Annotated in this window: 11 protein-coding genes; 5 read left to right on the top strand and 6 right to left on the bottom strand. The window is 57.1% G+C overall.

The window, feature by feature from the left end; all coding sequences use genetic code 11:
- Window positions 1–44: 44 nt before the first annotated feature.
- From E8L03_RS11210 to E8L03_RS11195, 4 genes are all read right to left on the bottom strand, one after another.
- A complete protein-coding gene (locus E8L03_RS11210; RefSeq protein ID WP_171267396.1) occupies window positions 45–1,007 on the bottom strand; it encodes a hydroxyacid dehydrogenase in 963 nt (320 codons plus the stop codon).
- A gap of 375 nt (window positions 1,008–1,382) precedes the next feature.
- On the bottom strand, window positions 1,383–2,336 hold the full coding sequence (locus E8L03_RS11205) for a hypothetical protein (protein ID WP_171267395.1): 954 nt from the start codon (window positions 2,334–2,336) through the stop codon (window positions 1,383–1,385).
- Window positions 2,337–2,586: 250 nt separating this feature from the next.
- The gene (locus tag E8L03_RS11200; protein ID WP_171267394.1) at window positions 2,587–2,910 is read right to left on the bottom strand and encodes a type II toxin-antitoxin system PemK/MazF family toxin; all 324 of its coding nucleotides are present in this window, start codon (window positions 2,908–2,910) and stop codon (window positions 2,587–2,589) included.
- A complete protein-coding gene (locus tag E8L03_RS11195) occupies window positions 2,907–3,128 on the bottom strand; it encodes an antitoxin MazE family protein (RefSeq protein WP_171267393.1) in 222 nt (73 codons plus the stop codon). The genes E8L03_RS11200 and E8L03_RS11195 overlap by 4 nt, the downstream gene beginning before the upstream one ends.
- A 165-nt stretch (window positions 3,129–3,293) precedes the next feature.
- Here E8L03_RS11195 and E8L03_RS11190 point away from each other — a divergent pair, with 165 nt between their 5' ends.
- The 4 genes from E8L03_RS11190 to E8L03_RS11175 all read left to right on the top strand — a co-directional run bounded on the left by E8L03_RS11190 (window position 3,294) and on the right by E8L03_RS11175 (window position 7,992).
- Entirely contained in the window at window positions 3,294–4,487 is a 1,194-nt protein-coding gene (locus E8L03_RS11190) for a BaiN/RdsA family NAD(P)/FAD-dependent oxidoreductase (RefSeq protein WP_171267392.1), read from the top strand.
- A 158-nt stretch (window positions 4,488–4,645) separates the two neighbouring features.
- Window positions 4,646–5,491, top strand: coding sequence for a YkgJ family cysteine cluster protein (locus tag E8L03_RS11185; protein ID WP_171267391.1), 846 nt, complete (start codon window positions 4,646–4,648; stop codon window positions 5,489–5,491).
- Window positions 5,492–6,088: 597 nt separating this feature from the next.
- Entirely contained in the window at window positions 6,089–6,619 is a 531-nt protein-coding gene (locus E8L03_RS11180) for an AmiS/UreI family transporter (RefSeq protein WP_171267390.1), read from the top strand.
- Window positions 6,620–7,053: 434 nt separating this feature from the next.
- On the top strand, window positions 7,054–7,992 hold the full coding sequence (locus E8L03_RS11175) for an ornithine cyclodeaminase family protein (RefSeq protein ID WP_216367897.1): 939 nt from the start codon (window positions 7,054–7,056) through the stop codon (window positions 7,990–7,992).
- Window positions 7,993–8,074: 82 nt separating this feature from the next.
- Here the strand turns inward: E8L03_RS11175 and E8L03_RS11170 are convergent, their stop codons facing one another.
- Window positions 8,075–10,204, bottom strand: a complete 2,130-nt coding sequence (locus tag E8L03_RS11170; protein ID WP_171267388.1) for an ATP-binding protein — start codon at window positions 10,202–10,204, stop codon at window positions 8,075–8,077.
- A 473-nt stretch (window positions 10,205–10,677) separates the two neighbouring features.
- Between E8L03_RS11170 and E8L03_RS11165 the strand changes: the two genes are divergently transcribed.
- On the top strand, window positions 10,678–12,822 hold the full coding sequence (locus tag E8L03_RS11165) for a molybdopterin-containing oxidoreductase family protein (protein WP_244963514.1): 2,145 nt from the start codon (window positions 10,678–10,680) through the stop codon (window positions 12,820–12,822).
- A gap of 298 nt (window positions 12,823–13,120) precedes the next feature.
- Here the strand turns inward: E8L03_RS11165 and E8L03_RS11160 are convergent, their stop codons facing one another.
- Window positions 13,121–13,606, bottom strand: coding sequence for a hypothetical protein (locus tag E8L03_RS11160; RefSeq protein WP_171267387.1), 486 nt, complete (start codon window positions 13,604–13,606; stop codon window positions 13,121–13,123).
- Window positions 13,607–13,791: the final 185 nt, after the last annotated feature.

Below are 13,791 nucleotides of genomic sequence, written 5' to 3'. Positions count from 1 at the left end.
CTGCGGCGTGGCATCCGGAGGGACTCGTACGCCCTATGGAACTCCTACTTTGAGAGAGCCTGCCGGTTGACCAGCATGGTCTCGTCAAAGCGGCCTTCGAGCCCGTTGATGATGTTCTGGGCCGAGAGGGTGCTCATGTTGACCAGGCTCTGGTGCGTGATGGCGGCGTCGTGCGGCGTGTAGAACGAGCGCGGATGCTTGAACAGCGGCGAGTCCGGGTCGGGCGGCTCCTGCTCGAACACATCGAGCCCGACCCCGCCGAGAGTCCCGTTGTCCAGCGCCTCCAGGAGCAGCGATTCGTCCAGGACCTCGCCGCGGCCCGTGTTGATCAGGAACGTTCCCTTTTTCATGCTGGCAAAGTCCTCGGCCGTGAAAATGTGGTGCGTCTCCGGCGCGTGGGGCAGGTGCAGGGAGATGAAGTCCGCGCGGGGCAGGACGCTGCGGAAGTCCTGCGTCATCTCCACGCCGGGGATGGGACTCTGGGTGATGGACCGGCTGTAGGCCACCACGCGCATGGAAAACGCCGTGCACAGGCCGGCCACCACACGGCCGATGTGGCCAAAGCCGAGGATGAGCATGGTCCTGCCACTCAGGTCGCTGGTCTCGTGCTGGTGCCGCCAGCGCCAGTCGCCATTCTCCAGCGAGGCCTGGGCCGTGCGGAGGTTCTTGGCCATGGCCAGCATCAGCGCCATGGTGTGCTCGGCCACGGCCTGGGAGTTCGCGCCAGTGGAGATGAGCAGGGGAATGCCCCGCGCCGTGAGGGCGTCCACGTCGATGAGGTCCGTGCCCACGCCGAACCAGGCGGCGACCTTGAGATTCGGCGCCTGGTCGATGATCTCGCGCGGCAACGCAGGGTGGCGCAGAAGCAGGCCGTGCACGTCCTGCAAATACTTCGGGGCGGTCTCCGGCGACCAGTCCCTGGCCACGCTCATGTTGATATCGGGGTGGTCGCGCAGAAGGTCGAGGCCCTCCGGCTCGATGGGGGCGGTAACGAGAACATTGTACATGGGGTTGTCTCCTGGTGTGCGGCGGCTCGCAGGGCTGTCGGAAAAGTAAGGCGGTCGGGGCGGGCCGTTCCAATGCATCACGCGTATCCACTGAGCATACCATTGTGTGCGGGAAATGATCCAGGGGGGACTGGTCGGAATTGGAGCGCTGGCGGTAAGACAACCGATTATTAGCTTACGTTTGTGCTGTGGGGGGAAGATTACGCACATTAGCGTCCCGGGCGGCGAGTGCTTGCTGGATTGGGAGTGATAGGAGGGGAGCAAGAATGTTTTAAGGCATGATCCGAGAGATATGGCTAGCCAGATTGATGTTTGGGATTGGCGACAGGTTAGAAGTACAATACACATTTTGTCCCAAAACAGTCGTTGGAATTGCTATCCACCATGCAAATGGGTATTGAGATATATAATCTCTATTATTGATTTGGTTGTTACATAGCAATTAGCAGCCTGAGTGAATTCTATAGAATCTGCATGCGCGTACTTGCTGGCATATTGTAAGGATTTTTTTATCATAATCCTTTCTTCTTTTAATGATTTGCCCTGCAGAGTTGAAACTACCAACAGCTCAAGTTTGTCTAGTGCATTAGAGTATGTTGAACGTTTGGGTTCGAATTTGCCATGCTTTTTCTCGTCATAAGTCTCATTTGCTAGAGAGACTATCGCCTCTCTGCACGAATGAGCACAATTTTTATACTTAGCAACGTTGTCGCCAGAAGTTAAGTTGTAATAAGCCTCGTCCAAGTATTGATTAACCGTAGGCCATTTGCTGTCGGAATGCTTGGAGATAATTTTATTTAGCTCATCAAGGTAGGCCCTTCCGTCAATAGTAATTTTTACAGAGTAGGCAAAATTGTTCCCAAGGTCTCCATCGTCAGCGTATTCAATCCATTTTTTATCTCTTAAGTGCTGAAGATAGGCGCGTAATTCAATTTCATTTTCTCCCCAGATGACAGGGTAGTCAAAGTGCTCAACGATTAGTACATCTTGGCCAATATGTTTTGTGTGGCTGTTGATATACCGCAGTAGTCTCCTAATATTGGAATTGTCTGTTCTGTCAGGTTCTAGCTCAGAAAAGCTTCTGAGTACTTCAGATGTGACCTCAGGTAGAATGTCCTGGTATTCGTTACATTCTCGAGACCAAGCAGAAATGTATGGGAGCGTACTATTTTTGTTCCTCATCATGGATTCTGCAGTTCGTGTGATTCGGTATTTTTTGCAGCGCTCGCAATTGTAAATACTGGAATCTGATTCATTCGTTTCTTTAAGAACATCAGGAAATTGGAGGGCGCATATCGGGCAAATGACAGTAGTCTGAGATTCAGGCATCGTGGGATCTCCATGGGGCTTAAGTTTGGTATGTCGCCAACTAATATATATCCCATCAGGGTTTATGCCTATTGACACAAGCTGTCCTGGGGCCCCAGCTTTTTGCGATCCCCCCAGCTGTTTTGCCGGAGTCAGCTAGCCGGGAAGAAATCTAATAAATTTAGTCCCCACCGTCATCATCCTCAGCGTTAAGCCGACCAGCAAAGGGCTGGTTCGAGAGAGTGCAGAAATCATGAAGTAACAACGAGCCCTACAGCCCAAGCCACAGCGCAATGGTGCGGTTCACTTGCACCATTGTCTCGTCGTCGAGGGAGCCGACAACATCGCGGACTCGCTCGCGCTTCACGGCAGAGACCTTATCGACCATGATCTGCGAGTCTGTGGATAAGCCGTTGGATTCGGTAGGCGCGACCGGGATGCGGAAGAGCGGCGCGTCGATGCAGTGCGAGGTGAGTGGACAGACGACGATGCTGGCGTGCGTCTCAAGGGTCACGTCGTTCTGGACGATCAGCGCGGGACGCACCTTGCCGTAATCCCCGGACATGGCGACGATCACGATATCGCCCCGTTTCATGCGTCGTCATCCCAGGCCGAAACATCTTCCAGAAAATCGAGCACATCCTGTTCGTCGGCAGACTGGCTGGCGAGAAGCGACTGCCGCCGCAAGGCGTTGTGGATCTCGGAAGAGCGGGTATCCGGCACCCAGATCTGGATGGCCCGCAGGCCCCGTTCCTTCATCCTGGCGCGGTACTGCTTCATCTTCTGCTTCGATGTGAGGGTGTTCGTGGGCATATGGCCTCCCTTGCTGGTAACATAGTTACCATGCCGGAGTGGTCAAGTCCATACACCTGTGGAGCACAGCTCGTAGAGATGCGCTGTTTTCCATTCAGGATATTGCGCCCTGCACCCCCTGGCTCTTCCCCTCATCCCATGCTAGCTATTGCCCCGGAGTGACACATGCCGGGAAGTTCATCCAACAATACCAATACATTCGACGTCCTGATCCTCGGCGCCGGGGCGGCCGGGCTGACCTGTGCCAGGGAGTGTGCGGCGCGGGGGCGGCGGACGCTGGTCATCGACCACGGCGACGCGCCGGGCAACAAGATCCGCATCTCCGGCGGCGGCAAGTGCAACTGCACCAACACCGGGGCCTCGGCCAGCGATTATCACTGCGCCAACCCGCACTTTGTAAAATCCGCGCTGGCGCAGTACACGCCGTACGATTTCATCGACTTCATGCAGCGCCACTCGCTGCCGGTGCGCGATATGGGCCAGGGCATGCTCTTCAGCGACAGGGCCAAGGACGTGGCCGAGGCGCTTCATCGCGAGGCGCTGTCCATGGGTGCGGAGTTTTCCCTGGGGACAGAAATCCGCGCCGCCGCAAAGGATGGCGATGGCTTCCGCGTGGACACGGACCGCGGCGTTTTTTCCGGCGCATCGCTGGTGCTGGCCCTTGGGGGGCCGTCGTGGCCGCAGGTCGGGGCGACGGGTCTGGGGTACGCGTTGGCCGAGCGGTTCGGGCTGCGCTCCACCGGGCGGCGGCCAGGGCTGGTGCCGCTGCTGGCCGGGCCTGATTTGGCCCCGCTGTGCAAAGAAATGACCGGGGCCTCGCTGCCCGTGCGCATCGCCCCGGACACCGGACACTACGCCAGTGAAGGCTCGATGCTGTTCACGCACCGCGGCGTGTCCGGGCCGGCCGTCCTGAACGCTTCGCTTTTCTGGCGGGAAGGGCAGACGCTGTCCATCGACCTCTTGCCCGGCGTGGACGTGGCCCAGGCGCTGGAAGCATCGCCGCGCATGGAGCTGAAAAACGTGCTGGGGACGCTGCTGCCCAAGCGGCTCGCCGGGTGGCTCTGCGCGCGGTACCGCTGGGACGGACCGGCGGCCAACCTCTCCAAAAAGCGGCTGGTCGGGATGGAGGCCGCGCTGCACGGCTTCGAGTTCACCCCCAGCGGCACGGCCGGGTACGCCAAGGCCGAGGTCACGCTCGGCGGCGTGGATACGGACCGCGTTTCCTCCAAGACCATGGAAGCCAAGAAAGTTCCGGGGCTGTTTTGCGTCGGCGAGCTGCTGGACGTGACGGGCAAGCTGGGCGGCTACAACCTGCAGTGGGCGTGGTCGTCCGGATTTGCCGCCGGGCAATGGGCCTAGGGCCGTAGCATCCGGCAGATCACACGAGGTGCGCTGCGGAGCCCGCAGAGCGCGCCCGGCCACCGTATGAAATCCATTGACACCGCGGGCCGCTTGCATGAAGGGCTTGAGTGTGGGGAGTACCGCCCGCAATCAACCGTCAGCAGCAGAGGTGGCCAATGGTCTCTCGTTCCCGCGCCCGCGGTTCCCGCTCCAGGTCGGGCAGGTCGAAACGCGCTTCGCAACGCAGCGCGGTCCGCGGCGTACACGTTGGGCCGGCAATCCAGGCGCCGGACATTGCTTCCCAGCATGAAGCGCTCGCCACGCGCATCATCCAGGAGCGCATGGAAGCAATGGCGGACGCGCTGGGGGCCAAAGAAGCTGACGGTTCCGACCAGGACTTCCGGACGCTGTACGAGCTCATGCGGGAGTCGTACGAGGTCTGCGATTCCCTGATGGCGGAGCTGGAGCTGGACCCTCCGCTCGCCTGCAAACGGGGCTGCGTCTACTGTTGCTATAACCAGGTCTCCCTGACAGCGCCGGAAGCATTGTTCCTGGGCTTCTATCTGCTGGAGACGCGCGGCCCGCAACAGCTCCAGGAGCTCGAGCTCAGGGCGCGCGCCCTGGTGGAACGCATGCGCGGCAAGAGCCGGCAGGAGATTGGCATGGAGCGCCATCTCTACCCGTGCCTGTTTCTGGAGCAGGGGAACTGCTCGATATATCCGGCCCGCCCGCTGGTGTGCCGCGGCTGGAACTCGGTGAGCGAGGCGATGTGCCTTGAGAGCAACCAGTCCGGGGACGCCCTGACCCCCATCGAAAACCACGCGATCATGAGGCTGCTGGCCGAGAGCGTCCAGCTTGGTCTGCTGCACGGGGCCAGCGCCCTCGGTCTCGAAGCCGGCTACCTGCTCCTGGCGCGGGCCATGGCGCTTCTTTTGGACGGTGGGTTGGAAAAGAACGTGCTCTCATGCGCGGAGGACTGGTTGAGCGGCGGCGCCTTTTTCGCGCGCAAGAAGGCGTGGTGACGCCGGCCGCCGGTATTGAAAGTTCCTGGAAGGGGGCAGACACTGCCCCGGCCAGGCTGCCACATAAGATGACTGCCGCACCATAGTCGTAACCCACATCTCTCCCCGCTGCTTCGTTCCCATCAATAAAAGAGCTCAGCCTCTCTGCAGGCGCTTTGCTCAGTTCTAACCCAAGAGCAAAGGCGCAGATGGCATGGTGTATTGTCACGTTTGCAGCACATTCCGTGTGGCACTTTGACCCATGTAAAGCCAAAAATGACACACGAAGCAGTATCGTATTGTTTTTACGGAACTACTTGGAGGAAATGGAAATTAATTATTGAGTATTATGATCCAAAATGCCCCGTCAAAATATTAACATTTTTGAATATGGCATGTAATTTCACAATTCTCTGCATTTGGCCTGCATATTGCTTTTCAGTGCAGTACACATCGCCGCAATCAGATAGTATATCATGTACTATGGTATACTGGCTACCCCTAAGAATGCATATTTGTGTTCGAGTGGGTTCTTGTTCATTAAAATCACGATGATAAAGTGTTGTGTCTCTGGCGTTCGTTATATCTATTGAACCCCTGCAGAGAAAGGAGTGTTCCGTGACAACAGCTTTACTCATTTTGATTTCCGTCATGTGGTTGCCCGTTGCATTGTTGAACCTGGGCAAGGGCGAGGCCAAGGGCACCGGTGTGGCCACTGGTTTTGTCGGGTTGCTTGTGGTTATAGGCGCACTGATCCAGGGTACATTCTACCACGACCCCTTCATCGCAGGGCTGCTTTTCGCGCACGGCGTGTTGTACCTGTGCGTTTCGTACGCGCTGCTCGTCGGTCTCGAAGATCTGCGCTCCGTGGGCAACGTCAGCCTGACGGTCTGCTTCATCTCCGCAATCTACATGCTGCTTTTCTACTTCGGCAGCCCGATCATGGCCGACGGCACGCAGCTCATCGGCAAGTCCAACTACCTGGCCATGGCCTGTCTGGGCTACGCCGTGCTCACCCTCGAAGTCTTCCTCGCCTTTTACGGCAAGCTCAGCCCCAAGCTCCTTGCCATGTCGCTGATCATCTGGGTCCCTGTGGGCCTCTGGGTTCCCGCGTTCTGGCTGATGGGCACCGGGACTCTACCTTTCTAGCCGTTCCTGTGACGACGCGATGCCGCGGAGCCTGGCGCAGGGCGAACGCAACATGTCTCATGGTTGGCTCGCTTCCATTTTGTCCGAGCCTTGCGCAGATTCCCGGCTATGGTCGTCTCTTGGAAATGAATGTTGATCGGTCCCCGCATGCTCCAAAGCATGATCACACACGCCGGCGCTACTCCGAATCAGATTGACGAAGCCGTGGGTGACGACGTCCCCACACGTACAATGTAGACTCCGTTCACCGGCATTTCACCACAGCAACAAAGCCCGGTCTGGCGATTCGCCGGCCGGGCTTTTCGTTGGGAAGTCATGGCGAGCCGAGGCGGCGAGTTCCTACGATGACTTGAATGCCAGGCCAGCGTATGTCACCAGATTTGAACGAGTGGCAGGCGACGTTTTACGCTTCAAGATATTGCTGGAGAGATACTGTGAATGTTTCCATCATTACCTACGATGCGACTGTGGACAAGCTGACGTGGCCGGGCGCGGTGGAGGCGTTGCGCTCTGGCCATCTGCTGCCCAGGGCGCAGGTGGACGACATATTCCTGGGGCCGGCGGAGGGCACGTTGCTCAGCCGCGGCGCGTACATCGAGGGCCTTGGCTATGGCGTGAAATCCACCACCATCTTTGCTGGGAACGCGCAGGCGGGCCTGCCCTCCGTGCAGGGGGCCATGCTCATGTTTGAGCCGGAGCACGGCCGACTGACCGCGATCATCGAAAGCCGGCTCATCACCGAGTTCAAGACAGCCGCGGACTCCGTGCTGGGTGCATCGCTGCTGGCACGGCCCGAGAGCGCAACCCTGCTGATCGTCGGCGCCGGGACCGTGGCGCGGAGCCTGATCAAGGCGTACAGTGCCGTGTTCCCGACGCTGGAGCGTATTGCCATCTGGGCGCGGCGTACGGAGCAGGCCGCGGCGCTGGCTCGTGAGTTCGAAGATTACGGCGTGGAGGTCGACGCCGTTCCGGAGCTCGCCGCAGCGGCAAGGGAGGCGGACATCATCGCCACGGCGACCATGGCGCGCGAGCCGGTTCTGCATGGCGCGTGGGTGCGGCCGGGAACGCATGTGGACCTGATCGGCGCGTACAAGGCGGATATGCGCGAGGCGGACGACAGCCTGATCGCTGGCGGGGCGCTCTTTGTGGACAGCCGCGAAACCACCATCGGCCATATCGGCGAGCTGGCCATTCCCATTGCCAACGGCGTGATCACCGCCGACGCCGTGCAAGGGGACTTCTACGACATGATCCAGAATCCCTCGTGCGGCCGGCAGTCGGACACAGAGATCACCGTCTTTAAAAACGGTGGCGGCGCGCACCTCGATCTGATGATGGCGCGGTATATTGCGGAGCGGGCAGAGGGAAGCTGAAGTGGCGTACTCCGTAATATTCAGAAACCACCGCGAAATGTTGCTGAATTCGGGGTCAACGCCGGTGTTGCGGGATTTGCGCTTACAGGGGAGAATTCGTGTTCTGGAGAGTCCTTGAAATCGTTTCCGCCAGGGTGCCTGCCTCCAGGGGCTTGGCAAGATAGGCGTTCATGCCTGACCGGAGAAACTTCTCCTTGTCACGCTCCATGGCGTAGGCAGTGATGGCGATGATCGGGATGTTCTTCTTGTCCACGCCCACTGCGCCGTCGCGGATTCGGCGCGTGGCCTCGATGCCGTTTATCTCCGGCATCTGAACGTCCATGAGAATTACGTCGTAAATTTCTTTTTCTATTTCCTGCAGCACTTGCGCGCCGTCATTTGCCACAACCACTTTGTGCCCCTGCTTTTCCAATAATTTTGCAGTGGCTACCTGTGTCGCCTGGTCGTCTTCTGCAAGAAGAATGTGGAGCTGCCTGGTCGCAGTCTCTTCGGCAGCCGTTTCATCCGGTTCCATGTGCGTCATATCGGATTGAAAGGTGAGGCTCACGTTGACAGTGGTTCCTTCTCCCACTTTGCTGTCGATGGAGATCTCGCCATCAAGAAGAGATACAAGCCGTTTGACAATGGCCAGCCCCAGTCCTGCGCCTTGATGGTTCCTGGTGTACCCCTCGATGGCCTGCGTAAAGGGCTCGAAGAGTGTTTCGATCTGCGTCTCATCTATCCCCGGGCCAGTGTCAGAGATGGAAAAGAATATTCTGTAGTCGCCCTGCTTCTGGACAGGAAGAGGATGTGCTTCAACAACGACTTCTCCCTGTTCGGTGAACTTGATTGCATTCCCGACGAGGTTGTTCAGAATTTGCTGCAATCGGATTGTATCGCCACGCAACATCATAGGCAGCGAATCATCGATTTTGAATTGCAATGCCAGCCCTTTCTTTTGGGCGGCAGATGAGAAAAGAGTCTCGACCGACCTGATGGCATCCCGGAGGTCAAAGGGGGCGGAAGCTATTGTCATCTTTCCCGCTTCCACCCGGGAGAGGTCGAGAATGTCTGAAAGCAGGCGGGTCAGGCGCTTACAGGATTCCATGGTCAATTTAGCATATTGGATTTGTTCGGAATCCGTGGCCGTGGCCTCGATAAGCTGCAGCATGCCGTAAATGCCGTTGAGGGGTGTCCGTATTTCATGGCTCATGTTGGCAAGGAACTCGCTCTTGGCCCGGTTGGCTGCTTCTGCGGTGTTTTTGGCGTCTTTGAGTCTCTGCTCGTTTTGTTTGAGCTCCTTTGTGCGGACAGCAACCTGTCTTTGTAATGAACGATTGAAAACTACCACGCCGGCAAGCAGGAGCAGGACAAGCACAAAGAACGCTGTAATGACTTTGAAATTGCGCTCAAGGAAGCCATGCGTGTGGTCCAATTTGATGCGTACCCATTTATTGTAAATAGCTTGCCGTTCAGCGTCACTTATTGTGCTGAGCACTTTGTCCAGAATCGCACGGAGCGGCGCCTTGTGTTTGTTAATGGCGAATCTCAGGTCCCAATGATAATTGAACTCCGTGTCGTATTTGAGGTTTGTGATGCCGTATTTATCGATCAGATAGCTGGCCATCATGTAATCTACCACTGCAGCATCGGCAGCGCCCGCGGAAACCTTCAGTAAAACAGTCAGGTCGTCGTCACACGCAACAATCTTGGCTCCAGGATATCCATTCCTTACATAGTCCAGACTGGAGTATCCTTCGATTCCGGCGACAGTCATGGAGTTCAGCTCATCCAGAGACTTCAGGCGCGGGCTATTCGTCCTGGTGATAATGGCAAGTCGCGTCGTCAGAAAGGGTTCGGTAAATACGAGAACCTTCTGGCGCTCTTCTGTTTTCTGGCACGCACCAATGAGATCATACTCGCCAGTCATCAGGCCATGGTAGAGAGTTTCCCAATCGTTGTAATAGATGCGCTTGAAGTGAACGCCGAGCTTTTTTTCGAATATCTTTATGTAATCGGCGACGATCCCTTTATGCTCTCCATTCTCCATATAGTCGCCCGGAGGCCAGTTGGGATTGGGCGCGTACCGGATGGAGTCCCTGTTTTCATTGAGCCAGGCTATCTCTGCCGGCGTGAGGTTGAGGCTCGGGTCAGGGGCGGCGGCCATTGCTGGTGCCAGAGCCGCCATCAGAAAAAAGCAGGAAAGAAGTACGGGCATTCCTATGAATCGCATTGGCTGTCTCGTCTGAACTGAGAGGCGTATTGGTCTGGTGTCGAACAGATTCTGGTATATCTCTTCAAGGTATTTACGATCATAGTAAAAACAAGGCGCAATGCGTTTGTTGCTATTGATTGCCTATATAGGATATTTCCGAGCAAAAGCATCAGAACAAACTTCATAAACGTTGTCCAGCAGGGCCGCAATGGAACGGCTTGTATCCGGCGCAGTGGCAAGTTCACCTCACGGAAAGCGAGTTAAGTTTCACTTTCGAGGCGACAGGGTCTATGCTACCGTTTTCAAACCTATCCGTGAGATCTCTCTTTCGGATAGTGTAGGCCTGATTCTTTATGGCACCAGGCCGCATGCGGGTAGAATCAGGCTTGAAGCCGTTCAGGAAGACGTCCGATATATGAACGCGGCCCGGGCAAGGCAAGTGCCAGTAATCGGCGGATGGCGCTGCAATGCCGCCAGGGAAGGAGACACGCATGACGAAGACAACGATTACCCGATCCTCTTGCAGAGGCTGCCACGGCGTATGCCAGCTTCTCGTCCATCAGGACGAGACCGGGAAGATAGTCCGCATCACCGGCGACAAGGACAGCCCGACCAGCAAGGGCTACATCTGCCCCAAAGGCGCCCGGGCCGCCGATACTCTCTACCATCCGGACAGGATCACCCGTCCGTTGCTGCGCGAAAAGGGGCGGGGCGAGGGCGCCTGGCGCGCCATCGAGTGGGACGAGGCGCTTGACCTGATGGAAAGCCATTTTAAGCGCATTATCAATGAGCATGGCCCCGAGTACATCGCCATCGCCCAGGGAACCGGACGGCCCTATACGGAGTTCACTCCCCGTTTCTGCAATGCGCTCGGCTCGCCAAACCACGTTTCTCCCGCGCACAACTGCTATGTTCCCAGGAACATCTGCGCCGGAATCACCATGGGCTGGTTCCCCCAGCCGGATATCTATGGCCGTTCCGGGGTCATGCCGCGCTGCGTCATGGTCTTTGGCAGCAACATCATGGAATCCGGAGGCGAGGGCGGTTATTGCGGGAAGATGGTCATCCAGGCCCTGAAAGAGGCGGAAAAGACCATTATTATCGACCCTCGGCGCATCAAGGCGTGCGAGGGCAGCGATTATCACTTGGCACTGCGCCCCGGCTCGGAGTGCGCGCTCATGCTCGGCATGATCCACGTGGTCATTGCCCACGAGGCCTACGACAAGGACTTTGTGGAGAACTACTGCTCCGGCTTCAAGGAGTTGCAGGCCCATGTTCAGCAGTTCACGCCCCAATGGGCGCAGGAGATAACGGGCGTACCTGCCGAGATGATCGAGCAGGCGGCGCTGACCTTTGCGCGGACCGGACCGTCTACGCTTATCTGGGGCAACGGCATCGACGAGAGCGTCTGCGCGTTTCAGACCGCCAGGGCCGTGTACCTGCTGCTCGCCTTGTGCGGGTCCATCGACGTGCCCGGTGGTATGGTCCGCTGGGTGCCGCCGGCGAATCTCAGGCCGAAGTCCGGCATGGTGGACCACGCCGTGCAGGGCGCACAGTTCCTCCCCCCGGAGCAGCGGGAGAAATGCATCAGCCCCTTCCCGCTTTGCCCCGGGGCGCATCCGCCGTCCTTCTGGCAGGCGTGCGTGGATGGGAAGCCCTACAAACCGAAGGCCATCTGGCTGATAGGCACGAACCCGATACTCACGCACACGCGGGGCGATATTGTCCGCAGCGCATTGCGCGACCATATGGAGTTCACGGTGACGTCCGACTTCTTTATGACTCCTACCGCCGCGGTGTCGGACCTGGTGCTGCCGACGGCCCACTGGCTTGAGCAGGACGATATCGTCTACTTCCACAAGATATGGTGCGTGCTTTCGCGCAAGAAATTGGCCCAGATAGGCGAAACGCGCGACGACCGGGCCGTGATGCTCGAAATGGCGCATAGGCTGGGGCTGGACGAGGCATTCCCCTGGAAGGACTGGGACGACTATATGGCGTGGATTCTCGAACCCTCGGGCATGACGTTCAGCGAGTTCGCGGAAAAGGACATCTTGTTCGGCGATATGCAGTACAGAAAGTACGAGGAGCAGGGATTCCAGACCCCGAGCGGCAAGCTGGAGCTTTACTCCAACGTCATGGCCAAAATGGGACTGGAGCCCATGCCCGTGTACACGGAGCCGCCCATTTCTCCTGTGTCCACGCCCGAGCTCCTGGAAGAATTCCCCTTCATCCTCATGACCGGCTGCAAGCTCAAGCCGTTCTTCCATACGGAGGGGCGCAACATCCCGGCGTTGCGCAAGCTCCATCCCAATCCGATGGTGGACATGAACCCCGAAGATGCCGAGGCGCTCGGCCTGGAGGAAGGACAGCTCGTCCAGGTGCGCACGCCGTATGGGACGCAGCGCTTTCTGTTGCACCCGGATGAGCGCCTGCAAAAGGGCGTGGTGCACGCCGAGCACGCGTGGTGGTTCCCGGAGCAGGAGGAGCCCGAGTTCGGCTGCTTTACCAGCAACGCCAACATGCTGTTCGGGCATGAGCACTTCGACACTATCTCGGGAGCGCAACCCCTGAAGAGCGGGCTGTGCGCGGTGCAGGCCGTGTCTGAGGCCGACGCGACTGCCCCTGTGTCGTGACGGCACCTCTCTGACGTTTGAAAGCAACAAGGCCCGGCCAGCTTCGTCGCTGACCGGGCCTTTTCTTTTGGGGAATTTGGGTGAAGCAGGGGAATCGAATCCGCGACCTTTTGGAGGCTGTGCCAGAATGGTGGCTGCATCCGCTGAAATCATGTAGCTCTTGAATTTGCGGTCAACAGGCAATCTGGGATGTCGGATAGATTTTAGATGGCTTGATTCTCCGGATGGTTGACCAAGTTTACATGCTTTGAACTGGACTTTGGAACTTAAAACTCGGCTGAATCGGTGAAGCGCGGATTCAAAGGGCAACCGCAGATTTGCCTCTTTTCTTTGTCAGTTGTTTAATCACATGCTTTTTGAGCTGGGAGATTGTACTGTACAAGTCCTTCTCAACGAAGAGAACGGATGCTGAGACATCCAGGTCTGGATGCCCACGCAACAGATATGAACGAAAATGGTCCAAAAGTAGCTCGACAGAGAAAATTATCTGCCTATCAAGGTACGCATAGTGCTTCCTCACCTTTTCAAATTCAGGGAGGTACACAGCTTTGACCTCTTGATAGCTCACACTATCTGTAGGATCAATGAGCTTGATACACCGATCGCATGCGAGAAGGACAGAAGTATGTGCTTCAATCTCCTTAATATGGGTGAGTTTTTTGATTTCGAGTTTGCTGTTGAAGTGGTGAGTTAAAGCTGTTTGAACAAGGGCTAAAACGTAGCCCCCAAGGGTTCCTGCCAGCACAAACCAGGGTGAAATGTTGCTTGCTGCTTGTTCGGACAAGTGACCTCCTCTAACTATAGGTGCTTGTCGAATAATATCACCTAGATGGTCTAAAACAAACCGAGCTAAAAATAAGACAGAACCGTGTTCTCATCGGTACAATAGAACACTACGAGCTGATAGATGCCAGATTGGTCAAGATTCAATCTTAACAAGCTCTCCATCCATGAAGGAAGATAGTTATC

The organism is Oceanidesulfovibrio marinus (assembly GCF_013085545.1).
GTDB lineage: Bacteria > Desulfobacterota > Desulfovibrionia > Desulfovibrionales > Desulfovibrionaceae > Oceanidesulfovibrio > Oceanidesulfovibrio marinus.
Note: the sequence above shows the minus strand (reverse complement) of the source record. Positions and strands in the feature narration are given on the sequence as shown.